The organism is Microbispora sp. KK1-11 (assembly GCF_006874435.1).
GTDB lineage: Bacteria > Actinomycetota > Actinomycetes > Streptosporangiales > Streptosporangiaceae > Microbispora > Microbispora catharanthi.
This window is the reverse complement of record NZ_VIRJ01000010.1, coordinates 79029-103864: the sequence shown is the minus strand read 5'-3', so window position 1 is coordinate 103864 and position 24836 is coordinate 79029. Positions and strand designations below refer to the sequence as shown.

Genomic DNA, 24836 nt, shown 5'->3' with positions numbered 1-24836 from the left:
GCCCGGAGGACGCCCGGCCCGGCGACATCAGCCGGCTTCAGCCGATGCGCTTCCAGGGACCGTTCGGGTCGCCCGGCTTCTGGTTGCGGGTCCACCACTTCGCCTGGTAGGCGACCCCCTGGTAGTCCGCCCGGTCGCCGGCGACGAAGATCCGTGACGGGGTCCAGACAGCGGTGCCGTCCGCCGTGGTCACGATCTCCTGCCACGGGCCGTACGGATCGCCGGGGGTCTGGTTCTTGGTCCACCACGAGGCACGCCAGACCGATCCGTGGTAGGACACCTGGTCACCGGTGTCGTAGGCCGTCGTGGCGGCCCAGGCCGGCGGGTTGCCGATGACGATGGAGACGGTCTGCTCGGTGGTCAGCCCGTTCGTGCCGACCGCGTCGATCTTGAGCTGGTAGGTGCCGTTCGGGTAGGCGGTGGTGTCGACGACGAGGTTGGGGTGGAGCCCGTCGTTGTGGCTGCCGGGTGCCTTGGTGTTGTCGGTCAGCCAGACGCCGCCGCGGTTGAGCTCGATGTAGGTGTAGGACACGTCGGACGCCGTGCCGCCGAGGTCGACGGTGAAGGTCGGCGTGCCGGAGACGGTGGCGCCGTCGGCCACCGAGACACCCTTGATCGTCAGGTAGGGCGCGAGGGTCCAGAAATGGTCGGGGACGGCGGCGTCGCCCGTCGCGGGCGCCGGGCTGGCGACGAGGGTCGCGTTGCGTCCGTTGCCCGACGAGTCCGCGACGGCCGTTCCCGTGCTCTCGTCGAACGTGTAGCGCAGGACGTCACCCGTGCCGGCCTGCCCGGTCGCGAGGGTGGACACCTCGGACGCGGTCAGCGCGCGGCTGTAGACGTTGAAGTCGTCGACCGCGGCGGCCAGGTACGGGTCTCCCGAGTACTGCGAGCGGCCGATCCAGTTCTGGGTGGTGTTGCCGAGGCTGGAGGGGTGCAGAGTCAGGTTGGTGTTGGTGCCCGCGACCTGGTCGTTGACGTAGAGGGTGCCGGTGGTGCCGGACACGGTCACCGTCACCAGCGACCAGGTGTTGAGCGGAAGCGTCGTGGTGGAGCTGATCTGCTGCTCCCCGCCGGCGCCGCTGGTCGTGATGGCGAAGCGGAGCCCGGTGTTCTTGTTGAGCGTCAGGAACATGTAGTTCGACGCGCCGGTGCCGAAGTCGAACACGCGCGACCACGTCGTGTTCTTGGCCGGGTTGACCCACGTCGAGACCGTGAAGTCGCCCGTGACGCCGCTCACCGCGCCGCGCGGCACGTTGACGTACTGGTTGGCTCCGGACAGCGCGACGGCCTTCCCGAGCTTGCCGGCCACCCGGGTGCCGCCGATGCCGGAGGACGTGACGGTGGTGTCACTCCACTGCACGACCTGGGCGCCGGAGTCCTTGCTCATGCCGTCGACGGCGAGCACCAGACCCGTGTCGTAGTTCACGAGCTGGTTGTGGCCCTTCCCATCGGGGACGACCTGCCAGAGCTGGGTGTTGCCGCCGGTGTCGGTCTCCACGACGGCGGACGCGCCGTTGCCTGACGAGGCGTCCTTCACCCCGAGCACCAGGCCACTGGCCGCGTTGACGACCTTGTACAGGCCGGAGCCGGTGGAGACCAGCTTCCACTTCTGCGTGGCGCCGCCCGCGACGGCGGCCTGGTTCACGAGGGTCCCGGCCGACGTCCCCGCGTCGTGGGTGTCGAGCGCGAGCCCGCTGTTGAGGTTGGTGATCCGATAGGTGTTCTCGAGGTCGGTCGCCGTGCCCGCGCCGCTGATCACCAGGTGGTAGGCGTCGGCGGAGCTCATCGCCACCGGCACGGTGATGGAGCCGTCGGTCACCTGGTAGACGGTGTCGGAGATGGTGATCGGGCCGGCGACGGGGTTGGTGCGCCCGTACGACGGGGTGTACTCGAGCCTGGCGTGGACGGCGGTGCCGCCCAGGTCGAGCTTGTCCAGTCCGTCGACCTTGACGGCGGTGGCGCCGCTGCCGCCGCCGAAGACCACGCTGACCTGCTTCTTGTCGCTCGGCACTGCGGCGGCGCCGTCGAGGCCGGTCGTGGCGTTGGGCGGGGTGGTGGTGACCATGTCCCCGCTCATGTCGGCGTACCACTTGTAGAGCCAGTAGGCGCCGTTCGGGCTTCCGCCGGTGCCGGTCAGCAGGTCGCCGAGCGCGCCGTAGCCGTTCCAGAACGCGAGCTCGGCGTCGTGGATGCCGTATCGCTCGAACTTCGCGATGTACCCCACCAGGGCGCCCGGGATGCCGACCTCGGAGGGCGCCGCGTACTCCTCGATCGCGATCGGGCGCGGGCTGATGCCGAGGTCCTTCATGATGGCGTTGACCTTGGCCAGGTCACCCACGATCTTGCCCGAGTTGATCAGCTCGTGCCAGGCGAGGATGTCGGGAACCGTGTCGGTCTCGACCGCGTTCCTCAGGAACTTCTCCATGTCGGTGATGTTGTCGGAGAAGCTCGGGCCCTGGATCGGCGTGGTCGGGTCGAGCGATCGCACCTGACGGAAGGTCTTCGTCCAGAAGTCCTCGTAGGTGCCGTTGGACGCGAGCCAGGTGTTGTCCGACTCGTTCCACAGCTCCCACGCCGCCATGTTCGTCGCTCCGGACGCCTGGACGGCCTTGACCTGCTGCTCCACCACGCCCGGCCAGGTGTCCCAGCTGAACTTGTACGGCCAGCCCGCGTAGTAGTCCGACAGGCGGTTCACGACCTTCGCACCCGCTCTGGCCGCCTTGTCGGCGACCACGAGCACGTCGCCCTTGGCCTGCTGCTTGCCGCCCACGGCCATCTGGACGAAGGTGTTCGGCTTGATGGCCTTGACCAGGGCGTCGGAGGGCGTCGCGTCGTCGGCGAGGCCGTACAGGGACCCCGTCGCGACATGCGTGACCGGGCGGAAGGGCTGGTCGGCCTTCACCACGAGCGTGGCCGCGGGGGCCGGTGCCGCGACCGCGGCCGCGGACGCGGGCGTGGCGGAGAGGGCGGCTCCCGCGGCCGCGCTCGTGAGCGCGGCCATCAGGGCCGCCAGGCGGCGGGACGCGCCCCGGGCCCGGTCGCGGCCACGGCGCGGGGCTAACGCACCTCCCGGGGAGAATGCCGTTCGAGACATGGGTGCTACTCCTTCGTGTTGCGTGAACGAGGGGGCGTTCACATCCGTTGTGCGTCGCCTCGAAGGGCTCCCGGCGGCGCCGCCGGGGCCCTGTGTTAGCGCTAACATTTCAGCCGAGCCGCGGTGGACGGCGCGTTCGTGTGGGTGCGGGGAGAGTCCTCAGTCCTTGACGGCGCCGGCGGTGACCCCGGCGGCGACGTAACGCTGGGCGATGACGAGCAGCACGGTGGCGGGGATGGAGGCGACCACGGCGGTGGCCATGATGGCGTTCCACTCCTGGTTGTTGTTGCCGATGTAGTGGTAGATGCCCAGCGTGATCGGCTGGTGGCCGCCGCCCTGGTCGAGGGTGGAGGCGAAGACGAAGTCCGACCAGGCCCACAGGAACGCGAACAGCGACACCGTGATGATCGAGTTGCGGCTGACCGGCAGCACGACCGACCAGAACGTGCGCAGCGCGCCCGCGCCGTCCACCCTGGCCGCCTGCATCAGCTCCTCGGGGATGCCGGACATGAACGCGGTGAAGATCAGCACCGCGAACGGCACCGCCAGCGTGGAGTCGGCCACGATCAGCCCCGGCACGGTGTTGAGCACGCCGGTGCTCAGGTAGATCGCGTAGAACCCCATGGCCATGATCACGCCGGGGATCATCTGCGCGATCAGCAGCACGAAGCTCAGCACCCCGCCGCCGCGCGGGCGAAGCTTGGCCAGCGAGTACGCCGCCGGAGCCGCGATCACCAGCGTCAGGGCCACGGTGCCCAGCCCCACCACGAGGCTGGTGGCGAGGAAGGGCCCCTGCTGCTCCAGCACCGCGCGGTAGCCCTCCAGCGTCCCGTGGACGGGGAACCAGTACGGCGGCGACTTGCGCATGTCCTGGTCGCGGGTGAACGAGACGTTGATCATCCAGTAGACGGGGAACAGCATGAGCGCGGTGAACACCACACCCAGGCCGGTCCGCCACCAGCTGCGCCGGGTCGCCGTCATGCCGCCCCCTGTCGTCGCTGCACGCGGATGTAGACGAGGCCGAAGACCAGCGCGATCACGATCAGCAGGTTGCCGACCGCCGCGCCGGGCCCGAAGGAGGGCAGCAGGTTGCCGAAGCCCAGCCGGTAGGACCAGGTGGCCAGCGTCGTGGACGCGTCGCTCGGCCCGCCCTTCGTCATGATCCAGATGATGTCGAACACCTTCAGCGTGTAGACCAGCCCGAGCAGCAGCGTGATCGCCGAGACCGGCCGCAGCAGCGGGAAGGTCACTCTCCAGAACCGCTGCCAGCCGTTCGCCCCGTCCAGGGCCGCCGCCTCGTGGATGTGGGAGGGGATGGCCTGCAGCCCGCTGTACAGCACGACGAGGTTGAACGGGATGCCGATCCAGATGTTGGCGATGATCACCGACCACAGCGACCAGTCCGGGGACGTCAGCCAGTTGACCGGGTCGATCCCCACCGCCGCGAGCACCGCGTTGACCACGCCCGACTCGCTGTTGAGCATCCACGACCAGGTCGAGGACGACACGATCAGCGGCAGCAGCCACGGCACCAGGAACAGTGCCCGCAGGGTCGCCGACAGCCGGAAGTTCCGGGTGAAGAACACGGCCAGGGCGAGCCCGATGGTGAACTGGAAGGCCAGCGACACCCCGGTGAACACCACCGTGTGCCACAGCGCCGGCCCGAACGTGGCGTCGCCGACGACCTTCGCGTAGTTGGCGAGCCCCGTGAACGGCGCGTCCCCCTGCACGAACGACCGCACCGTGTAGTTGCGCAGGCTCAGGTCCACGTTCCGGTACAGCGGATAGACGTAGAACGCGAGCAGGTAGACCACCACCGGCGCGAGGAACGCCCACGCCGCCCACTGGCCCGATCGCCGTGCGGGTGCGCGGCGGCCGCCTCCGGCCCGTGACGCCGGGGCCCGCTCCCGCCGGCCCGCCGCGGTCGGCGGGGCCGGCGTCTGTGTTGCGTGTTTCATGCTTTCCTTCATCTGGACGACCAGAGGCGGGCCCGGAGACCGACGCCCCGGGCCCGGACGCTACTGGACGGCGCTCGCCGCCGTGGCCTGGGCTGCCGTCAACGCCTCCTGCGGCGGCTGCGACCCGCTCAGCGCGGCCTGCATCGCCTTCCACATGGGCTCGGAGATCTTCGGGTACTTCGTGCCGAGGTTGTCGCTGGTGCGGCCCTTGGCGGCCTTGACCGCCTCCACCCACACCTTCAGCTCGGCGTTCTGCTCGACCTGCTTGGTCTGCACCTCCTCGGTCGGCGCGATGTACGACAGCGTGGTGTCGGTGGTGTAGGAGTTGCCGGTGCTGGCCAGGCACGTCACCAGCTTCTGGGAGGCGACGTAGCGGGCGGCGTCCTTCTGCACGGGAAGGGTGACGAACTCGCCGCCGGTCGGGGCGGGGGCGGTGCCGCCGTCCTTGGCGGGGATCGGGATGATGCCGTAGTCGAAGCCGGTCTTCTTGGCGTTGGCGAGCTGCCAGGTGCCGTTCTCGCCGAAGGCGAAGTCCCCGGTCGCGAACTCCTGCCAGCTGGTGGTCTGGGTGTTGTTGATGACCGAGGTGGGGGCGTAGCCCTTCTTCACCCAGTCGGTCCACAGCGACAGCGCCGCCACGCCCTCCGGGGAGTCGAGCTTCGTGAGGTTCGCGCCGGAGCCCCAGAACCAGGGCAGGAACTGGAAGCTGCCCTCCTCGGTGCCGATGGCCGAGAACGTGATGCCCTTCTTGCCCGCGGCCTTCACCTTCTCCAGCGCCGCGGTCAGCGACGCCCAGTCCTTCACCGCGGCCGCGTCCACACCGGCCTTCTTCAGCACGTCCTTGTTGTAGTAGAGGGCCAGCGTGTTCGCCCCGATCGGGATGCCGTACGTCTTGCCGCCGAGCTGGCCCGCCGCCAGCAGGTTCGGCGAGACGGTCGAGGTGTCGATCTTCGTCTCGTCGGTCGAGGTCAGCACCCCCGCCTCGGCCAGCGTCGAGACGACCGGATTGTCCACGATCAGCACGTCGGGCGAGTTGCCCTGCTGGGCCGCCAGCAGCGCCTTGTTGGTCAGGTCGGTGGTGTCGTAGCCGGTCCGCTTGACGGTCACCCCGGCCTGCGTCCCGCACTGCGTGAGCAGCTTCACCCAGTCGGAGGAGTCGTCGAACTGCGGGTACGGATCCCAGATCGTGTAGGTCCCGCCCCCGGCGGCCTGGCTCGCGCCCGCCGAGGAGGTGCCGGTGCCGTCGCCGGACGACCCGGAGCACGCGGTGAGGCCGCCGGCGACGGCGAGGACCACCAGGCCCAGGCCGGCGGCGCGCCGGCCCCTGTCGAGGCTTTCCATATCGTTCTTCCTTTCGACGGCCGGCGTCCGGCCGTTGTCATCTCGTTCACCCGCGCGGGTCCGCACGGTCAGGGTGCGAACCCGCGCTGTGGCTCAGGTGAGCTGGATGTGGTCCAGCTCGGCATAGCCGGTCCCGCCGCCGAAGCCGGGAGATCCCTTGGCCAGGCGGATCACGTTGTAGCCCGCCCGCAGGTTCACCGTGGTGCTGACCGTGGCGCCGAACTGGCCCCAGGCGGCGGTGGGCGGATAGCTGACCGTCGTCCAGGCGCCGCCGTTGTACGCCAGCCCCTGCGTGGCGGTCGTCCCGGTGGCGTTGGCGTAGCCGATGGTCATCGTGTACGCCCGGGCTGTGGGCACGTTCACCACGAAGTCGACGTAGCTGTCCGTGCTGTGCGTGCTCGTGTTGTTGTCGATGCGCCCGACGTAGCCGCCCTCGGACGCGCTGGAGCTCGTCAGCCGCTGGGCGCGGAAGACCGACGCGTTCTCCGCCTCGTAGCGCTGCTGGTAGGACGGCACGCCGCTGACCGGCTGGATCACCAGGTTGTAGGCGCTGGTCGCCGACATGTTCGGCACCGGCACGCTGATCTGCCCGTTGCTCACGGCGTACGTGCTCGTGGAGATGGTCGTGGGCGCGGTCACGGCGGTGAACCGGCCGTTCGCGGGGGCCGACTGCAGCGTCACCTGGACCGAGGAGCCCAGCGCGCCGATGCCGGTGACGCGCACCGTGTTGGTGCCCGACTCGTTGCCGAAGACCACGTTTACGATCTTGCGGGTGGAGTCGTAGGAGGCGAAGCCGTCCAGCCCGGTCTGGGTGGCCGGGGTGGTGGTCACCATGCGGCCGGCCATGTCGCCGTACCACTTGTACAGCCACCAGGTGCCGGTGGGCTGGCTGTTGTTGACGACAAGCCCGTTCATGGTGCCGTATTCGTACCAGAACGCCCGGTGCGCCATCTCGACGCCGGCGCGCTCGAACTTGGCCACGTAGCTGGCGATCCGGCCGGGGACGTCCACCTCGCTCGTCGCGGCGTACTCGTTGATCGCGATGCGGCGGGGGCTGATGCCGAGCGAGGACTCAAGCGAGCGGTAGTCGGCGATGTGCGCGGCGATGGTGCTGGGGTCGCCGCCCAGCTCGTGCCAGCAGATGACGTCGGGCAGGGTGCCCGCGGCCTTGGCGCTGCTCAGGAACGACGACAACCAGGAGCGGTTGTAGTAGGAGATGCTCGGGCCGACGATCGGCGTCGTGGTGTCCAGCGCCCGCACGGCCCGGTAGGTGCGCGTCCATCCGTCGTTGAACGGCCCGGCCGCGGAGGTGTTCCACGTCCCGTCGGGCTCGTTCCACAGCTCCCAGCCGATGACGTTGGTCACCGAGGTCGCGTTGAGCCTGGCCCGGACCATCGTGTTCACCTTGGCCAGCCAGTCGTCCCAGCTCACCCACTTGTAGGGGAAGTCGGGGTAGATGTCCGGCATCCGGATGAACTCCCCGGCCCCGACGCGGGTGGCCTGCGGGGCCACGAGCAGCGAGTCACCGCCGGGCGGCTGCCCGTTGGGCCTCTGCCCCACGCCGGGGGCGGGCTGCGTCAGCGAGTTGACCTTCAGCGGCAACAGCGCGGAGTCGGCCGGGCGGCTGTTCTCCGCCAGGCCGTACAGGCCGCCGGCCGCGACGTGGGTGACGGGCCGGAAGGGCTGCGCCACGTTCACCGTCAGGGTGGCGCCCGCCGCCTCGGCGGGCGCCGGCGGGACGAGCGCCCCGGTCAGTGACACGGCCAGCGACACGGCCAGCGCGGACAGCAGGGTCGTGCGTCGGGGTCTGCGCAATGTACCTACCTCGCTCTTTCTGTGCTCAGGTGGGGGGTGGAGAGGAGGTGAAGCCGGAACCGCCCGCCCCGAATTCGGCGGCGCACGCCGCGAGCGGTTCCCTCTGTCGCCGCGGGCCGTACGCTGCGGCCCGCGAGGTCATTCCGCGGCGGCGACCGGGATCCAGACCCGCATCGGGCCCTCGGTCCGGTTGCCCCACAGGAAGTACGGCACCGCCGTGAGCGTGAGCGGCGCGCCCGGCCGCTCCCGCCTGATCCCGATGGCGTACAGCGAGTCGCCGGTGCGGGCGACCAGCCCGCCCGCGGTGATCACGACCGGGATGTCCGGCAGATCCTCCCGGTGGCCTGGTGTCATCGGAGCGGCGGGGTCGAGCCGCACGTCCTCGAGGACCGTGCCCGGCGGCAGGTCGGCCTGCTCCAGGCAGTACACGAGCGGGCCGCGCGCCAGGGCGACGCAGCCCCGCACCGCGTCCACCCGCGGATGCGCGCTCACCTGCCGGACCGGCATCTCCAGGTCGAGGACGACCGTCGTGCCCGGCGCCCAGGCCCGGGTGAGCCGGATGTAGCCGTCGCGTGCGGGGGCCATCACCGGGCCGCCGTCGATGCGGACCGTGTACGCGTCGCACCAGGCCGGCACGCGCAGCGCGAGCGTCCAGGGGGCGGCGGTCTCGGAGGTCACGGTCAGCTCGATCCGGCCCTGCCAGGGGTATTCGGTGCGCACGTCCACCCCTACGGCGGCCCCCGCGACCTCGGTGTTCACGCTGCCCGAGGCGTACAGGTGGATCTGCAGGCCGTCGTCGTGGGCGGTGGCCAGATAACCGTGCAGCGAGGCCATCAGCCGGGCGATGTTGGGCGGGCAGCAGGCGCACGAGTACCAGGGCAGCCGGCGCGACGCCGCCTCCTCACCCGAGCTCGCGTGTCCCGTGCGCAGCTGCAACGGGTTGGAGTAGAAGAAGTGCCTGCCGTCGGACGACACGGCGGCGGCGACCGCGTTGTACAGCGCCCGCTCCATCTCGTCGGCGTAGCGGGCCCGGCCGGTGGCCAGCAGCAGCCGCCAGTTCGCGTGGACGCTCGCGATCGCCGCGCACGTCTCGGCGTAGGCCCGGTCGGGCGGCAGCTCGTACGGGTCGCCGTACGCCTCATCGCGGTGGCGCGAGCCGTGCGCGCCGGTCACGTAGGAGCGCCGGTGGACGGCGTCCTCCCACAGTCGCTCGGCCGCGTCCAGCAGCACATGATCGCCCGTCTCCACGCCCACGTCGACCATCCCGGCCAGCAGGTAGAGCTGGCGTACGGCGTGGCCGGTGACCTCGCGGGCTTCCCGTACGGGCACGTGGTCCTGGTAGTAGGCGGACCCGAACCGCCCGTGCCCGAGCAGCCCCCGTCCGCGCAGGTCGAGGAACCGGCGCGCCAGGTCCAGATAGGGCCGGTGGCCGGTCAGCCGGTAGAGCTCGGCGAGAGCGGTCTCGATCTCCGGATGCCCGCAGACCTCCTCGACACCGTCCGGGCCGAACCGCTCCACCAGCAGGTCCGCGAACCGCCGGGCCACGGCCACCAGCTCGGGGCTCACGCCGGTGCGGGCCGCGGCGACCGCCGCCTGGAAGAGATGGCCGGCGCAGTACAGCTCGTGGCTCCAGTCCGGCTTGCGCCACCGCTCGTCCGGCGCGACGACGGTGAAGTAGGAGTTGAGGTAGCCGTCCGCCTGCTGGGCGCGGGCGAGCAACGCGACCGTGTCCTCCACGAACGACCGCAGCGCCGCGTCGCCGGACGAGGTGCCCAGCTCCCAGGCCGCGGCCTCCAGCGTCTTGTGGACGTCGGAGTCGGCGAACCACATGCCGGCGAACGCCGCGTCCGACTCGCCCGCGGCGGCTCGGAGATTGCCGATGTTCCCGGCGTGGTGCAGGTTGTCCACGCAGTGCGGCAGCGTGTCCTCGGCGTTGCGCCGCTGCCACCGCCCCAGCAGGCCTCCCGTGTCGAGGCGGGCCTGGTCCGGGCTCAGCGGCCACAGCGCGGCGACCGCCCCGGGCCCCGGGGCGACCGGCCCCGCCGAACCGCGGAGGTCGACCGGGGAGGTGTCTGACAACTTCTGCTCAGTCATGCCTCATCTTTCGTGGAGCAGCGGACGTCCTTCACGCCGCCGAGAAATCTCCTGCTCACGGCGAGGGACGCGGGAAGTCCGCCGAGGCGGACCGCCCTGGTGACTGCGAAGCGAGAAGCCAGGGGGCGTGTCGCCCGCAGTAGGAAACTAGGAAAACGATTGCCGTCACGGTATCCAACCGGCTTCCAGACCGTCAATAGCCCGTTTCCGCCTTGTTACAGGGGCTTCGGGGTCGCACGCACGGCCTATAGAGTGGGGCTCAGGCAACCCCCTTAGGAAAGTGGAGGAAACGTGGGAAAGCTGGAGCGTCATGCCACGATCGCCGACGTCGCGGCGCTGGCCGGGGTGTCGGTGGGCACGGCCTCCAAGGCGCTCAACGGACGCGGATCGCTGCGGGAGGAGACCCGCATGCGCGTCCGCGAGGCGGCCCGGCAGCTCAGTTTCGAGGCGAACGCGGGTGCCCGGAGCCTGCACTCGGGCCGCACCTACACGGTCGGCATGATCACGACGGACACGATCGGGCGGTTCAGCATCCCCGTGCTGATGGGCGCGGAGGACGCGCTGGGCGCCGGGGAGATGTCGGTCTTCCTCTGCGACGGGCGCGACGACCCCATCCGCGAGCAGTACTACGTCAAGACCCTCCTCAGCCGCCGGGTCGACGGCATGATCGTGACCGGCCGGCGCACCGAGGCACGGGCGCCCATCGGCGCCAACCTGCCCGTGCCCGTGGTCTACGCCTTCATCAGCTCGGCCGACCCCGGCGACTGCTCAGTGGTCCCGGACGAGGCGGGCGGCGCACGCAAGGCGGTCGAGCACCTCCTGGCCGTCGGGCGCACCCGGATCGCGCACATCACGGGACCCGAGCACCACAACTCCGCCCGGGTACGCGCGGCCGCGGCCACGGAGCGGCTCGCCGAGGACGGGCTGTCCCTGGTCGCTCCGCCTCTGTTCGGCGGATGGAGCGAGGTGTGGGGCCGTCAAGCCGTCGGCATCCTCCTGGCCGGCCGGGCCGAGTTCGACGCCGTCTTCTGCGGCAGCGACCAGATCGCCCGGGGCGTCTGCGACGCGCTGCGGGCCGCGGGCCGCCGGGTCCCCCAGGACGTCGCCCTCATCGGCTTCGACAACTGGGACGTCATGACCGAAGCCTGCCAGCCGCCGCTGACCAGCATCGATCTGAACCTCGAAGGGCTCGGCCGGTCGGCGGCGGAGATGCTCCTTGCCGCCATCAACGGCTCCCCCTCCCCCGGCCGCCACGCCCACCCCTGCCGGCTCGTGGTCCGGGAGTCGACCACCGTGCCGCTCCCGTGACCGGTGCGGCCGCCGGTCAACGGTGGAGCGCGTCCGGGGCGCCGTCCTCGATGAGGAAGCCTCCGGACTGGTGGTGCCAGAGCCGGGCGTAGGGGCCTTCGGCCTGAAGCAGTTCGCTGTGGGTGCCCTGCTCCACGATGTGTCCCCGGTTGAGCACGACGAGCCGGTCCATGCGGACGACGGTGCTCAGGCGGTGGGCGACCACGAGTGCCGTACGGTCCTGCATCAACTGCCACAGGGCTTCCTGCACGAGGATCTCGCTCTCGGAGTCCAGCGCGCTGGTCGCCTCGTCCAGCAGCAGGATCGGGGCGTCGCGCAGGATGGCGCGGGCGAGCGCGATGCGCTGCCGCTGGCCGCCGGAGAGCTTGACGCCGCGCTCGCCGACCAGGGTGTCGAACCCGTCCGGCAGGGACTCGACGAACTCCGTGACGTGCGCCGCCCGCGCGGCCCTGAGGATCTCGGCCTCGGTGGCGCCCGGCCGGGCGAACGCGAGGTTGTCCCGCACGGACCGGTGGAACATGGCGGGTTCCTGCGGCACGTAGGCGATCAGGCTGCGCAGGTCGGCCTGACGCAGCCGGGCGATGTCCTGGCCGCCGATCAGGATCCTGCCTCCGTCTATGTCCATGAGCCGCAGCAACAGCCGGGTGAGGGTGGTCTTGCCGCCGCCGGACTGGCCGACCAGCCCGATCTTGGCACCGCTGGGGATGTCCAGGTCCAGGCCGTCGAACAGGGGCGCGCCGCCGCCGTGCGCGAACCGCACCCGTTCGAAGCGGACGCTCGCGTCGGCCGGGCGCAGTGGCTGCGGGTCGACCGGGTCCACCACGGTCGGCGGCACGAGCAGCAGCTCGGTGAACTGGGCCGCCTCGGTGAGCACGCTCTCGATGCGCCGGTAGATCTGGTTGAACTCGAACATGATGCCGATCGTGTTCGTGTAGTAGGTGAAGGTCACCACGATGGCCTCCACGCCGAGGCCGCCGCGGAGCGCCACGGCGAGTAGCAGGCCCACGGTGCTGGTGAGCACCGACAGCGGGGCGACGACGGTATCCACCCGAAGGTTGCCATAGTCCCAGGACCGCAGGGACAACCTGCGCTGCTCGGCGATCCTCGCCCGATATTCGGCGGCCTCGCGATCCTCGGCGGCGAACGAGCGAACCGTGTCCATGTTGCTCAGCACGTCGGCGACGTGGCCCGACACCCGCACTTTGGCGGCCTCGCGCTGGTCGACCAGCGCCTGGCGGCGGCGGATGAGCGGGGTGACGAGAAACCCCGTGACGATGACGAGGCCCACGAGGACGAGGACCAGCAGCGGGTGATACCGCCACAGCACCACCGAGGCGAAGACCAAGGGCACCAGCTTGGCGACGATCGAGAAGGTGAGCGTGTCGACGAACTCCTCGAACCTGGAGGAGAAGCCGATCACCCGCTTGGTCAGCGAGCCGGCGAAGTTGTCGTGGAAGAACGCGGCATCCTTGGCCAGCAGCTCGTCCATGCCCACCACGCCGAGTCGCTCGATGCCCCGGGCGTCGGCGCGGTTCAGGAAGTGCAGCCCCACCCGCCACAGCGCCTCGCCCGTCAGCAGCATCGCGCCGAAGCCGAGCACGTACGGCAGCAGCGCGTCGACGGTGCCGTCCCCGCCGCCGGACAGGTGCCCCACGAGTCCGGCCACCGCCAGCGGCGCCAGGTAGAACAGGCAGGTGTCCCCGATGGCCGGCAACATCAGCGCGGGCACCGCGACCCGCCATTGGCGCCTCAGCTCGCCGCAGTAGTAGCGCAGCACCAGCAGAATCGCTGATCTGCGCACGGATGGGCCGTTATCAGCGTCCTCAATTGATCCGAGCGCAGCCATCAGCCCTCCCCGCCGCCGAACCCGCCGTGGCCATGCTCTCGCAGCGCGTGAGGGAGAGCGAGCGATTTTCCCGCCGCCCCGGCGGGGCCGGCCGGCCCCCTCGTGGCCCGCAGGACGCGGTTCCCCCACCCGGCGGACGCGGTTCCCCCGCCGGGCCCCGAGGCGGGAGAATGGGCCTGGTCCCGCGCGTGTATGGTCGCGGGTTGACAAGGGATCGCGGGTGCAGGGAGTGCTGATGGGCAGGCGGACGCCCCACGCCACGCTCCAGATGATCGCCGACGAGACGGGCGTCACCCCCTCGACGGTCTCCCGGGTGCTGAACTCGACCTCCGAGGCGGAGGCGCGCCGCTGGGCGTCCATGGAGACGATCGAGCGTGTCCGCGCCGCGGCGGCCTCGCACGGGTACACGCCCAACCCGCAGGCGGTCGGGCTGCGGACGCGGCGCTCCCGGCTGATCGGCGTGATCGTGCCGAGGCTTCAGGACTACGTCCTCGCCACCATCTACGAGGGGATCGACGAGGCGGCCACCGAGAGGGGCTTCGCCACCTTCGTCACCAACTCTCTCGACGATCCGCAGAAGCGAGCGCGGGCGACCGAGACGCTGCTGTCGCGCCGGGTCGAGGGCATGATCTTCGGCGACGCGCTGGTCGACGGCGAGTTCCTGAAGGGGGTCGCGGAGCGCGGCACGAAGTTCGTCCTCGTCTCCCGGCGTGCCCGCGACTACCCGTCCGTGACCTGCGACGACCTTCTCGGCGGCAGGCTGGTGGGCGAGCACCTCGTGTCCATCGGACGCCGGGACGTCGCGATCCTGGCCGGGGAGCCGTACGCCTCGACCGGTCTCGACCGGACCCAGGGCGCCGTCGACGCGCTTCGCGAGGCGGGGGTGGACGTCCCTCCGCACCGCATCGTCCGCGGCCACTTCGACGCGCAGGGCGGACGGGAGGCGGCGGAGCGGATCCTCGACGGCCGCCCGCTGCCGGACGCGATCTTCGCCACCAACGACTTCGCGGCGATCGGCGTGATGGGCGCCCTGCGCGACAGGAAGCTGTCGGTTCCCGACGACGTCGCGCTGGTCGGCTACAACGACACCGCGCTGGCGGCCGAGCTGCCCACTCCGCTGACCACCGTACGGTCGCCGATGCACGAGATCGGACGGCTGGGGCTGCGGATGCTGCTCGACCTGCTCCAGGGCGCCGAGGTCGAGCCGCTGCGCCTGCCGCCGACGCTCGTCGTCCGCGAGTCGACGGTGTCGTCGGAGGCCTCCCGGTCCACGGGTCCGGGCGGGGCCGGCCGGTCGATGTGACCCTTGACATGGGCGGATGCCCGACTCTAACCTGCCTGCAGGTTACACAAAGGTTTGGGTAACAGACCGGGGCGCACCGGCCCCCACGCAGTTCCGGTGCGGTCCCGTACGGCCCGGCCGAGCGAGTGGATCGACGATTCCGCCGCCGGCCGGCGTGACGCCCGCGAACCCCATGTGCAAGGGCCGCCACAACCGCCGACTCGCACCCCAAAAGCCTTCGCTTTTACACAAACCTTTGTGTAGCGCTACACAAACCTTTGTGTGCATTGCAGTGCACCAAGTAGGAGGAGTCCCGCCATGGGAGCTGTCCCGTCGCAGGGAGCGCAGGGCGCGTCCCTGAGAGCGCCCGCCCGCGAACCCTGGAACCGGCCGGTGACGAAGCGGGCGGTCGCCTACGTGAGCGTCATCGCCTTCCTCGCCTGGGTCGCCTCCGTGTACGACTACACCCTCTTCGGCACGCTCCTGCCCAAGATCGGCGAGCATTTCGGCTGGTCCACGAGCCGGTCGACGATGGTCAACACCTTCGCCACGGTCGGCGTGTTCGTCGTCTCCCTCGTCGTCGGCCCGGTCCTGGACAGGATGGGCCGGAAGAAGGCCCTGGTCCTGTTGATGACCGGCGGCGCGCTCGCCTCGGGGCTCACCGGGCTCGCGGTCGGGGCCGTGAGCGTGGTCGTCATCCGGGCGTTCACCGGCCTGTCGCTCTCCGAAGAGGTGGTCAACGCCGTCTACCTCAACGAGATGTTCAAGAAGGTGAAGAACCGGGGCTTCGTCTTCAGCCTCGTGCAGGCGGGGTGGCCGGTGGGCGCGCTGCTGTCGGCGGGCATCACGGCGGTGCTCCTGCCGCTCGCCGGCTGGCGCTGGTCCTTCCTCTTCGCCCTCGTCTTCTCCGTCCCGATCATCCTGCTCGCGCTCAGGCTGCCCGAGTCCCCGACGTTCCTCGCGATGAAGGAGGTCAAGCGCCGCCAGGAGCAGGGCGATCACGCCGGGGCGCGCCGGCTCGCCGAGGAACACGACGTCACCGAGCTGGTGGACGGCACGACGAGCGGCGCGCTCAAGGACGTCCTCGCTCCCGGGCTGCGGCGGCACACCATCAGCCTGTCGCTCGCGTGGCTCACCAACTGGATGGGCATCCAGGTCTTCTCCGTCCTCGGCACCACGGTCCTGGTGGAGGCGAAGGGCGTCTCGTTCGAGAGCGCGCTCATCGTCCTCGTGCTGTCCAACATCGCCGGATTCGCCGGATACCTCTTCCACGGCTGGATCGGCGACAGGATCGGGCGGAAGCTGACGATCACGCTCGGGTGGACCATCGGAGGCACCGTCAGCCTTCTCATGCTCCTCCTGCCCACCGGGCAGGGACTCACCGTCGCGCTCTACGCACTGACGCTGTTCTTCCTCAACGGCCCGTACGCCGCGATGTTGTTCTACATGGGCGAGTCGTTCCCGGCGCACGTACGGGGAACGGGAGCCAACGTGGCGCACGTCATGGCGCCGCTGGGCGGTATCGCCGGATCGGCGCTGCTCAGCGTGCTCCTCGCGGCCGGGCTGTCCATGACCGTCGCCGCGATCTCCGCCGGCTCCGTCTTCATGCTGATCTCGGGCCTCCTGATGCTCGGCACGAACACCACCAACAGGTTCGGCGACCACGCGGCAGAGAAGAAGGAGGTTCTCGCATGACCAGGGACGACGGGCTCGACGGCAAGGTCGCGGTCATCTCGGGAGGGGCCAGCGGCATCGGCCGGGCCCTGGCCGTCGCCTACGCCAGGGCCGGGGCGCACTCGGTCGTCGGCTACTACCCGGGGGACCCGCACGACGCGGGCGAGACGGTCGCGGCCGTCGAGGCCGCGGGCGGGCGCTGCACGGCCGTGGAGCTCGACGTCCGGTCGTACGAGCAGACCGAGCGCTTCGCCCAGGCGGCGGTGGACGCTTTCGGCCGCCTCGACATCGCCGTGGCCGCCGCCGGCGTGCTGCGCCGTCAGCCGCTCGAGGAGATGACCGACGGCGCGTGGGACGACATGCTCTCTGTCGACCTCGGCGGCGTCCTGCGGATCTTCCGCTCCTGCGCGGCGCGGATGGAGCACGGCGGCGCGATGGTCGCCACCTCCTCGATCGCCGGCGGCGTGTACGGGTGGGAGGAGCACAGCCACTACGCGGCGGCCAAGGCCGGCGTGCTCGGTCTGTGCCGTTCCCTGGCCGTCGAGCTGGCATCGCGCGGGATCCGCGTCAACGCGGTGATCCCCGGACTGATCGAGAGCCCCCAGTCGCTCGACGAGGTCAACTCGCTCGGGCCGCAGGGCCTGCGGGAGGCAGGAAAGATCATCCCGGCCGGACGGGTCGGCACGGTCGACGAGGCGGCCCGGGTGATCCGGTTCCTCACCTCCGACGACGCCGCGTACGTGACCGGGCAGAGCGTCGTCGTGGACGGCGGGCTCACGGTCCGCTGGCCGAGCTGAGGGGGAACAGGACATGGGAACGCTCGACGGCCAGGTCGCCGTCATCACCGGAGCGTCGAGCGGGATCGGGGCCGCGACGGCCCGGCTGTTCGCCGCCGAAGGCGCCCGTCTCGCCCTGCTCGACGTCAAGCCCGCCCCCGAGGAGCTGCTGGGCCTCGGCACGGTCACCGGCCACGTCACGGGCCACGTCGTCGACATCACCGACGCCGCCGCCGTCGAGCGCGCGACGGCCGAGGTGGTGGAACGGCACGGCCGGATCGACGTGCTGGTCAGCGCCGCCGGCATCCTCGACGAGGTCCCCTTCCTGGAGATGACCGCCGAGCGCTTCGACCGCACCATCGCGGTCGACCTGCGCGGGGTCTTCCTCGCCGCCCGCTACGCAGCGCCGTACATGGTGGCGGCGGGCCGGGGCCGCATCGTCAACATCGCCTCCCAGCTCGGGATCAAGGGCGGCACGAACCTCGCTCACTACGTCGCCGCCAAGGCGGGCGTGATCGGCCTGACGAAGGCCCTCGCCCTCGAACTCGCGCCGAAGGGCGTGCTCGTCAACGCGATCGCCCCCGGCCCGATCGTGACGCCGCTCATCGACGGGCTGTCGGAGGAGTGGAAGCGGAGCAAGGCCGCCGAGCTGCCGCTCGGCAGGTTCGGCCGTCCAGAGGAGGTCGCGCCGACCGCGCTGCTCCTGGCGAGCTCGCCCGGCGGCGACATCTACGTCGGCCAGACGCTGGGGCCCAACAGCGGCGACGTCATGCCATGAGCGGCGGCACGGAAGGCGCGGCTCGGACGGCACGCGTCGTCGTCATCGCGACCGGCGGCACCATCGCGTCGAGCAGCGAACCCGGCGGCGCGGCCGTGGCGCGCAGGACCGCCGCGCAGCTGCTCGGCTCCACCGGCTATGGGGACGTCGAGGTCGAGGGCCATGATCTGCTCAACCTCGGTTCCTACCTGCTCGGCCACCGCGAGCTGCGCCTCATCACGGAGGCCGTCGCGGCGCAGATCGTCAGGGACGACGTGACCGGCGTCGTGGTGACCCACGGCACCGACACCATGGAGGAGACGGCCTTCCTCCTGGACCTCGTCCACGACATCGACAAGCCCGTCGTCCTCACCGGCGCGCAGCGGGCGGCCGACCAGCCCGACAGCGACGGGCCGCGCAACCTCCGGGAGGCCGTCGCCGTCGCCGCCTCCCCCCGAGCGCGTGGGTGCGGCGCGCTCATCTCCTTCGCCGGGCGGATCTTCGCCGCCCGGGGCACCCGCAAGCACCACACCGTCGCCGCCCAGCCGTTCAGGACCCTGGACGGCGGTCCCATCGGCCGGGTGGACGCCTCCGGGGTCCACATCACGGCGCGGCCGGTGCGCCCGGCGCCGCTGAGCCTGCCCGGCCCCCGATTCGACGACACCCGGGTGGACGTCGTGACGGTCCACCCCGGCGCCGACGCCGCGCTCGCCCGGGCCGCCGTACGCGCCGGTGCGCGGGCCGTCGTGCTCGCCGGGACCGGCGTCGGCAACGCCAACCACGCGCTGTTGGAGTGGATTACCGAGGCGGTGTCCGCGGGAACGGTCGTAGGGCTGTCCACGCGGGTGGCCGAGGGGCCGGTCGTGCCCACGTACGGCAACGGCGGCGGGGTCGACCTCGTACGCGCCGGGGCGCTGAGCATGGGCGGGCTGCCTGTCTATCAGGCGAGGCTGCTGCTGGCGCTGCTGCTCTCCGAGGGTGTCCCCGTCACGCGGCAGACCCTCGCCGCCCATGTCTGACCCATCGATACCAAGAAGAGAGGATGCGCTGTGGCCAAGGAAATCTTCGTAGCGTTCGGGATCGACGTCGACGCGGTCGGCGGCTGGCTCGGCTCCTACGGTGGTGAGGACTCCCCGGACGACATCTCGCGCGGCCTGTTCGCCGGAGAGGTGGGCGTGCCGCGGCTCAACGCCCTGATGAAGAAGTACGACCTGCCGTCGACCTGGTTCTGGCCCGGTCACTCGATCGAGACCTTTCCCGAGCAGTTCGAGCAGGTCGTGGCCGCCGGACACGAGATCGGCGTGCACGGCTACAGCCACGAGAACCCGATCGCGATGACCCGCGAGCAGGAGTCGACCATCCTCGACTACTGCATCGACCTCATCGAGACGCGCACCGGCCGGCGTCCCACCGGGTACGTCGCGCCGTGGTGGGAGTTCTCGCCGGTCACCAACGAGCTGCTGCTCGAACGCGGCATCAAGTACGACCACTCGCTCATGCACCGCGACTTCGAGCCGTACTACGTGCGCGTGGGCGACACCTGGTCGAAGATCGACTACAGCAAGGACGCCCGCGAGTGGATGAAGCCGCTCGTGCGCGGGGAGGAGACCGACCTCGTCGAGATCCCGGCGAGCTGGTACCTCGACGACCTGCCGCCGATGATGTTCATCAAGACCAGCCCGAACAGCCACGGCTTCGTCAACCCTCGCGACATCGAGGAGATGTGGCGCGACCAGTTCGACTGGGTCTACCGCGAGTCGGACTACGCCGTCTTCACCATGACGATCCACCCGGACGTCTCGGGCCGCCCGCAGGTCCTGCTCATGCTGGAGCGCCTCATCGAGCACATCAACAAGCACGAGGGCGTCCGGTGGTCCACGTTCGACGCCATCGCGGACGACTTCACGGCCCGCCGCCCCCGGGCGTGACCGTCCCGGTTCCGAGCAGGAGGGGGGTGTTCGGATGTGCGGCGCCTGTGGAGGTCCGCCCGCCGACTGGGCCGGGCCCCTCGTGTCCGGGCACCGGCGCCGGTGGGCCGTCGCCCGGTTCGCCGGCGCCGTGTGCACGGGGGTACGGGTCCGTACCGTCCCGCAGGGGTGGCTGGTGTCCGGCAGCACCGGAGGGGCTCGCGTCGCGCCGACCCTCGATCGGTTGCTGGACCACGTGGCCCGTTTTCTGGTCCCGACGGGATGGGACGAGCTCGAAGCGGCGCTGCGCGACCACGAGCACGGGACCGGCCACGAGGACGACGCCCATCCCGGCTACCGTCCGCCGCCGGCGCCGCACCCGCCGGCGGCCGTCACGGTCATGAGCGTGCCGTCCGGCGGCGCCCTGCACCTGCGGCTCGCCGCGTTCGGGCTGGGCGTCCGCGCGTTCGACCGCCGGGCGGTCGCCCTCGACGCGCCCGGCCGGGCGGCGCCGTTCCGGCTGCTCGCGGCGGACGGGAGGATCGTCGGCGCCGACCCGGTGTGAGCGCGGAGCCCTCGTCGGTCTCGGGGCCGGCGGCCGCGCGCTCCTCGGCCGAAGGGTCAGCCCTTGCTGCCGGTGTGGGCGATGCCCTGGATGAACTGCCGCTGCAGGAACACGAAGACGGCGATCACGGGAAGCGAGGCGATCAGGGAGCCGGCCATGAGGACCGGGTAGTCGGTCTGATACTGGCCCTGCAGTGAGGCCAGCCCCGCCGACAGCGTCATCTTCTCCGGATCGGTGTTGACCACCAGCGGCCAGAACAGGTCGTTCCACGCCCACAGGAGCACGAGCACGGACAGCGCCACCAGCCCCGGTCTGGCCAGCGGCAGCATGATCGACCAGTAGATCCGGACCGGGCCCGCGCCGTCGAGCCGGGCCGCCTCCTCCAGCTCGCGCGGCAGCCCGAGGAAGAACTGCCGCAGCAGGAACACCCCGAACGCGCTGAACAGGCCGGGCACGATGATCGCCTGGAGGCTGTTGAGCCACCCGAGCGAGGACATGATCTGATACTGCGGGATCACGAAGAGCTGCGGCGGCACCATGAGGACCGACAGGAACACCCCGAACAACACGTTCCTGCCGGGGAAGCGCAGCCGGGCGAAGGCGTAGGCGGCCATCGAGCAGAACAGCACCTGCCCTGCGACCCGCCCCGCCGCCATGACGACCGTGTTGACGAACTGGTCGCCGAACGGCAGCAGCTCGAAGACCTTGGCGTAGTTGTCCCACCGGCCCTCCGGCAGGAACGTCGGCGGCACCCTGGTGGCGCTGCTGAGCGTCTTGAGCGAGGTGACGACCTGCCACACGAACGGCGCCACCATCGCCAGCGACGCCGCGACGAGCACAGCGTGCACGCCGAAAGCACCGCGCACGCCGAAAGCACCGCGCACGCCGAAAGCACCGCGCACGCCGAAGGCCCGGCGCTCGGACACGCGGTGGTCACACATGGGGTGGTCAGACATGGGGTGGTCAGACATAGGGTGGTCAGACATAGTGCACCCACCTCCGCTGGAGCCGGAACTGCAGGATCGTCAGCCCCGCGATGAGCACGAGCAGCGCGATCACGACGGCGGCCGCGTAACCGCGGTCGTTGGTAACGAAGGCCCGCTCGTAGAAGAGCTGCACCACGGTCTGGAGCCGCCCGTACGCCGGGTTGGCCCGCGCCGACTGACCCGACCCGGTCATCACGAAGACGAGGTCGAACAGCTGCAGCGAGCCGATCACCGAGACGATCGAGACGAAGAACGCGGTCGGCGACAACATCGGCAGCGTGATCGAGAAGAACTGCCTGACCCGTCCCGCCCCGTCGAGGGAGGCCGCCTCGTACAGCTCCTTCGGGATGGCCTGCATGCCGGCCAGGAAGATGATCAGGTTGTAGCCGATGCTGCTCCAGACGCCCACGACGACCAGCGCGTACATCGCCGTGGCCGGATCCGCGATCCAGTTGGGCCCGTCGATGCCGACCGTCGCGAGCACCTGGTTGACCAGGCCGTAGTCGCCGTTGTAGAGCCAGCGCCAGAGCATCGCGACCGCGACCGGCATGGTGACCACGGGCAGGAAGAACGCGGTGCGGTACACGCTCACGCCCCGCAGCCCCGGCCGGTTGAGCAGCGCCGCGAACACGATCGCGAGCGGGATCCCGATCAGGCCGAGGGAGGTGTACGCGAGCGTGTTGAGCATCGCCCGCCCGACCTCGGGGTCGCCGAGGAGCCGGGTGTAGTTGTCGAGCCCCGTCCAGGTGTGCCCGCCGAACGCCCCCCACTCGGTGAAGGAGAAATAGGCGGTCTGCAGGACGGGCCACAGGTAGAAGACGGCCAGGCCGAGGCCGGTGGGGGCGATGAACGCATACCCCCACAAAGCCTCGGCGCGGGGCCGCCGCGCCTTCTCCACGCGGGCCGCCCGTACGGCCCGCGGTCCGGCGGTGGTGGTCACGTCACTCCTTGGCCAGCAGGTCGTTCATCCCGGCCGCCAGGTCCGCGGCCGCCTTCTCGACCGGCACCTCGCCGGTCCACGCCTTGGTGAGGTTGGTGAGCTCCGCCTCCTGCCAGGCGGCGGTGTTCTTGGAGACGGGGTACGGCACCGCGTACGCGACGGCGTCGAGGAAGACCTGCAGCTTCAGCTCGGGGTGGGCGCTCACCCAGGCGCTCTGGGTGCCGTTGTAGGCCGGGATCGGGCCCTTCTTGCCGAGGATGTCGGCGGCCGGCTTGGAGCCGAGGAACTTGACGAACTCCCACGCCTGCGCCGGGTGCTCGGTCTTGGCCGACATCACGTTGGCGACGCCGTGGATGATCGTGGCCTGCTTCTTGCCCTTCGGCAGCGGGGCGACGTCCACCTTGTCCTTGGTGTAGTCGTTCTTGGTGAACTCGGCCACGTCCCAGGAGCCGCCCCAGTACATCGCCAGTTTGCCGGCCTCGAAGAGCTGGAGCGGAGCGGTGTCGGTCATGGTCTTGAGGTCCGGCGACTGCTTGGCGGCGATCAGGTCGGTCCAGAACTTCAGGCCCTCGATGGTCTTGGGGTCGTCGTAGCCGGACTTCCTGCCGTCCGGAGAGATCACGTAGCCGCCGGCCTGGTAGATGGTGTTGTACTGGTATTCCTGGAAACTCGTGAGCTCGGCTCCGATGGCGTGGACGCCCTTGTCCTGGTCGGTGAGCCTGGCGGCCGCCTCCTTGAAGTCGGCCCAGGTCCAGCCGTCGGCGGGGTATTTCACCTTGGCGGCGTCGAAGAGCGCCTTGTTGTACCAGACGCCGACCGTGTCCATGTCCTTCGGCAGGCCGTACAGCTTGCCGTCGTACGTGTAGAGGTCGACCAGCGCCTTGGGGTAGACCGACGTGTCGACCTGCTCCTCGATCGGCTCGATCACGCCGTTGGAGGCGTAGAGCTGGAAGTTGGGGCCGTTCATCCAGAAGACGTCGGGAGCCGCCCCGCCGCTCGCCGCGGCCTTGAGCTTCGTCCAGTAGTCGGCCCACGGCGTGAGCTGGACGTCGATGGCGATGTTCGGATGCGTCCTGGTGAACTCCGCCGCCAGCTCCCGCATCGCGCTCTGCTGGGTCGCGTCCCAGACTCCGTAGGACAGCGTCACCTTCTCCTACGACTGCGCGCCGGAGCCGGCCTGCTCACCGCCCCCGCACGCGGAGGCGAGCAGCGCCGCGCAGAGGAGCGCAGCACCGCGTCGTGCCGACTTCCACATCTCCCGGTCCTCTCCTAGAACGTGGGAGTAATCATGGAGTCCTGTGAAATTTTGTTCAAGGGTGGCTGTGTTACAGATGGCTCACGAGCTCACGGGTGGCGCAGCAGCTCACCGGTGGCCGACCAGCGGGGTGCGGCCGTCGAGCACGCGGTCCTCGACGTCGTCGAGGGCCAGCCGTACGGCGCCGAGCACCACGCCCTCCTCGCCGAGCGCCGACATGCGCACCTCGGGGGTGCGGATGCACCAGCGGTCGAGCTCGCGCCTGAGCGGCTCGATGAGCACGTCGGCCGAGCGCGAGAAGCCGCCGCCGACCACGACCATCTGCGGGTCGAGCGCCAGGACCAGCGCGGACGTGCCGAGCGCCAGGTCCCTGACGTAGCGGCGCACGGCCGCGGCCGCGGCCCTGTCACCCGCCCTGGCCGCGGCGAACACGTCGCCCGCCTCGCCGCTGGCATCGCTCAGGTGCTCCTGCGCGCGGATCCAGCCGAGCACCGGCAGCGCGCCGATCTCGCCCGAGGCGTTGGCGAACCCCTTGTGCAGCTTGCCGTCGATGACCAGGCCCGCGCCCGTACGCAGGCCGGCGAGCAGGAACACCATGTCCTTGGCGTAACGCGCCACGCCGCGCCAGCACTCGGCCAGCGCGGCGAGCCTGCTGTCGTTCTCGACGAGCACCGGGGCGGGGACGAGCCGGCGCACGTGCGCGGCCAGATCGACTCCGGTCCACTCGGGCAGCGCCTCCGAGAGCACCACCCTGCCGGCGCCGTCCACCAGGCCGGTGGTGCCGACGCCCGAGGCCCACACGTCACCGCCGGTCAGGCCCACCGTTTCCAGGCACTCGGTCACCGCTCGGTCGACCGCCTCCAGGCGCTCGGCCCGGCCCATCTCGGGCGTGACGGGGACGCGGGCGGTGTTCTGCACGGCGCCGTCCAGGTCGGCGACGACCGCGCGGACGTTGTGCCCGCCGATGTCGACGCCGAGCACCCGACCCGCCTCCGCCCTGAACCGGTAGCGCCTGGCCGGGCGGCCCACGCCGCCCGCGGTGGGTTCCGCCTCGGTCAGCCAGCCCTTCTGCAGCAGCTCGCGGACCACGTCCTCGGTGGAGGCACGCGACAGCCCGGTGCGCTTGGCCACCTCGGTGAGCGTGAGCGACGTCCCGCCCTGCAACGCCTTGATCACGGCAAGCGAGTTGAGCTGCCTGAGCCGCGACAGGTCACCGCCGCTCGGCTCCCCAGCCATCG

The 24836-nt window shown here is 70.7% G+C and carries 19 protein-coding genes; 8 read left to right on the top strand and 11 right to left on the bottom strand.

Features of this window, described 5'->3' with window-relative positions; translation table 11 throughout:
• Positions 1 to 37: 37 nt before the first annotated feature.
• The 6 genes from FLW16_RS16635 to FLW16_RS16610 all read right to left on the bottom strand — a co-directional run bounded on the left by FLW16_RS16635 (position 38) and on the right by FLW16_RS16610 (position 10302).
• Positions 38 to 3094, bottom strand: a complete 3057-nt coding sequence (locus FLW16_RS16635) for a LamG-like jellyroll fold domain-containing protein (RefSeq protein WP_142560988.1) — start codon at positions 3092 to 3094, stop codon at positions 38 to 40.
• Between the two features lie 159 nt (positions 3095 to 3253).
• A complete protein-coding gene (locus tag FLW16_RS16630) occupies positions 3254 to 4075 on the bottom strand; it encodes a carbohydrate ABC transporter permease (RefSeq protein ID WP_142560987.1) in 822 nt (273 codons plus the stop codon).
• The gene (locus FLW16_RS16625; RefSeq protein WP_142560984.1) at positions 4072 to 5052 is read right to left on the bottom strand and encodes a carbohydrate ABC transporter permease; all 981 of its coding nucleotides are present in this window, start codon (positions 5050 to 5052) and stop codon (positions 4072 to 4074) included. The genes FLW16_RS16630 and FLW16_RS16625 overlap by 4 nt, the downstream gene beginning before the upstream one ends.
• 60 nt (positions 5053 to 5112) lie before the next feature.
• Complete coding sequence (locus FLW16_RS16620) at positions 5113 to 6393, bottom strand: extracellular solute-binding protein (protein WP_142560983.1); 1281 nt, start codon at positions 6391 to 6393, stop codon at positions 5113 to 5115.
• 93 nt (positions 6394 to 6486) lie between these two features.
• The gene (locus FLW16_RS16615) at positions 6487 to 8208 is read right to left on the bottom strand and encodes a hypothetical protein (RefSeq protein WP_221891122.1); all 1722 of its coding nucleotides are present in this window, start codon (positions 8206 to 8208) and stop codon (positions 6487 to 6489) included.
• 138 nt (positions 8209 to 8346) lie between these two features.
• Entirely contained in the window at positions 8347 to 10302 is a 1956-nt protein-coding gene (locus tag FLW16_RS16610) for a glycoside hydrolase family 127 protein (protein WP_142560981.1), read from the bottom strand.
• A 291-nt stretch (positions 10303 to 10593) separates the two neighbouring features.
• Between FLW16_RS16610 and FLW16_RS16605 the strand changes: the two genes are divergently transcribed.
• Positions 10594 to 11610 (top strand): LacI family DNA-binding transcriptional regulator, encoded by a 1017-nt coding sequence (locus FLW16_RS16605; RefSeq protein ID WP_221891121.1) that lies wholly within the window; start codon positions 10594 to 10596, stop codon positions 11608 to 11610.
• A 16-nt stretch (positions 11611 to 11626) separates the two neighbouring features.
• Here the strand turns inward: FLW16_RS16605 and FLW16_RS16600 are convergent, their stop codons facing one another.
• On the bottom strand, positions 11627 to 13411 hold the full coding sequence (locus FLW16_RS16600; protein ID WP_260615326.1) for an ABC transporter ATP-binding protein: 1785 nt from the start codon (positions 13409 to 13411) through the stop codon (positions 11627 to 11629).
• Positions 13412 to 13691: 280 nt separating this feature from the next.
• On the opposite strand from FLW16_RS16600, the gene FLW16_RS16595 reads away from it, so the two are divergent.
• The 7 genes from FLW16_RS16595 (at position 13692) to FLW16_RS16565 (ending at position 20417) form a co-directional block, all read left to right on the top strand.
• Complete coding sequence (locus FLW16_RS16595; protein ID WP_142560978.1) at positions 13692 to 14759, top strand: LacI family DNA-binding transcriptional regulator; 1068 nt, start codon at positions 13692 to 13694, stop codon at positions 14757 to 14759.
• A gap of 297 nt (positions 14760 to 15056) precedes the next feature.
• On the top strand, positions 15057 to 16433 hold the full coding sequence (locus FLW16_RS16590; protein ID WP_142560976.1) for an MFS transporter: 1377 nt from the start codon (positions 15057 to 15059) through the stop codon (positions 16431 to 16433).
• On the top strand, positions 16430 to 17209 hold the full coding sequence (locus FLW16_RS16585) for an SDR family NAD(P)-dependent oxidoreductase (RefSeq protein WP_142560974.1): 780 nt from the start codon (positions 16430 to 16432) through the stop codon (positions 17207 to 17209). Before FLW16_RS16590 ends, FLW16_RS16585 begins: the two co-directional genes overlap by 4 nt.
• A gap of 13 nt (positions 17210 to 17222) precedes the next feature.
• Positions 17223 to 17966, top strand: coding sequence for an SDR family NAD(P)-dependent oxidoreductase (locus FLW16_RS16580; RefSeq protein ID WP_142560973.1), 744 nt, complete (start codon positions 17223 to 17225; stop codon positions 17964 to 17966).
• Positions 17963 to 18964: an asparaginase gene (locus FLW16_RS16575; RefSeq protein WP_142560971.1), complete on the top strand. Its 1002-nt coding sequence runs from the start codon at positions 17963 to 17965 to the stop codon at positions 18962 to 18964. Before FLW16_RS16580 ends, FLW16_RS16575 begins: the two co-directional genes overlap by 4 nt.
• A gap of 30 nt (positions 18965 to 18994) precedes the next feature.
• Positions 18995 to 19873 (top strand): polysaccharide deacetylase, encoded by an 879-nt coding sequence (locus FLW16_RS16570; protein WP_142560969.1) that lies wholly within the window; start codon positions 18995 to 18997, stop codon positions 19871 to 19873.
• A gap of 34 nt (positions 19874 to 19907) precedes the next feature.
• Positions 19908 to 20417: a hypothetical protein gene (locus tag FLW16_RS16565; RefSeq protein WP_142560967.1), complete on the top strand. Its 510-nt coding sequence runs from the start codon at positions 19908 to 19910 to the stop codon at positions 20415 to 20417.
• A gap of 56 nt (positions 20418 to 20473) precedes the next feature.
• Here FLW16_RS16565 and FLW16_RS16560 read toward each other — a convergent pair whose 3' ends face one another.
• The 4 genes from FLW16_RS16560 to FLW16_RS16545 all read right to left on the bottom strand — a co-directional run bounded on the left by FLW16_RS16560 (position 20474) and on the right by FLW16_RS16545 (position 24834).
• Entirely contained in the window at positions 20474 to 21343 is an 870-nt protein-coding gene (locus FLW16_RS16560) for a carbohydrate ABC transporter permease (RefSeq protein ID WP_260615325.1), read from the bottom strand.
• A gap of 52 nt (positions 21344 to 21395) precedes the next feature.
• On the bottom strand, positions 21396 to 22343 hold the full coding sequence (locus FLW16_RS16555; RefSeq protein WP_260615324.1) for a carbohydrate ABC transporter permease: 948 nt from the start codon (positions 22341 to 22343) through the stop codon (positions 21396 to 21398).
• A 1-nt stretch (position 22344) separates the two neighbouring features.
• On the bottom strand, positions 22345 to 23490 hold the full coding sequence (locus FLW16_RS16550; RefSeq protein WP_221891120.1) for a sugar ABC transporter substrate-binding protein: 1146 nt from the start codon (positions 23488 to 23490) through the stop codon (positions 22345 to 22347).
• 216 nt (positions 23491 to 23706) lie between these two features.
• The gene (locus tag FLW16_RS16545; RefSeq protein WP_142560965.1) at positions 23707 to 24834 is read right to left on the bottom strand and encodes an ROK family transcriptional regulator; all 1128 of its coding nucleotides are present in this window, start codon (positions 24832 to 24834) and stop codon (positions 23707 to 23709) included.
• Between the last annotated feature and the right edge of the window lie 2 nt (positions 24835 to 24836).

What these genes read in the sequence shown, in the direction of transcription:
- FLW16_RS16630 (WP_142560987.1), bottom strand. Translation starts at nt 4,075, where the DNA reads ATGACGGCGACCCGGCGCAGCTGGTGGCGGACCGGCCTGGGTGTGGTG.
- FLW16_RS16625 (WP_142560984.1), bottom strand. Translation starts at nt 5,052, where the DNA reads ATGAAACACGCAACACAGACGCCGGCCCCGCCGACCGCGGCGGGCCGG.
- FLW16_RS16590 (WP_142560976.1), top strand. Translation starts at nt 15,057, where the DNA reads ATGGGAGCTGTCCCGTCGCAGGGAGCGCAGGGCGCGTCCCTGAGAGCG.
- FLW16_RS16610 (WP_142560981.1), bottom strand. Translation starts at nt 10,302, where the DNA reads ATGACTGAGCAGAAGTTGTCAGACACCTCCCCGGTCGACCTCCGCGGT.
- FLW16_RS16565 (WP_142560967.1), top strand. Translation starts at nt 19,908, where the DNA reads ATGTGCGGCGCCTGTGGAGGTCCGCCCGCCGACTGGGCCGGGCCCCTC.
- FLW16_RS16580 (WP_142560973.1), top strand. Translation starts at nt 17,223, where the DNA reads ATGGGAACGCTCGACGGCCAGGTCGCCGTCATCACCGGAGCGTCGAGC.
- FLW16_RS16575 (WP_142560971.1), top strand. Translation starts at nt 17,963, where the DNA reads ATGAGCGGCGGCACGGAAGGCGCGGCTCGGACGGCACGCGTCGTCGTC.
- FLW16_RS16545 (WP_142560965.1), bottom strand. Translation starts at nt 24,834, where the DNA reads ATGGCTGGGGAGCCGAGCGGCGGTGACCTGTCGCGGCTCAGGCAGCTC.
- FLW16_RS16620 (WP_142560983.1), bottom strand. Translation starts at nt 6,393, where the DNA reads ATGGAAAGCCTCGACAGGGGCCGGCGCGCCGCCGGCCTGGGCCTGGTG.
- FLW16_RS16585 (WP_142560974.1), top strand. Translation starts at nt 16,430, where the DNA reads ATGACCAGGGACGACGGGCTCGACGGCAAGGTCGCGGTCATCTCGGGA.
- FLW16_RS16635 (WP_142560988.1), bottom strand. Translation starts at nt 3,094, where the DNA reads ATGTCTCGAACGGCATTCTCCCCGGGAGGTGCGTTAGCCCCGCGCCGT.
- FLW16_RS16595 (WP_142560978.1), top strand. Translation starts at nt 13,692, where the DNA reads ATGGGCAGGCGGACGCCCCACGCCACGCTCCAGATGATCGCCGACGAG.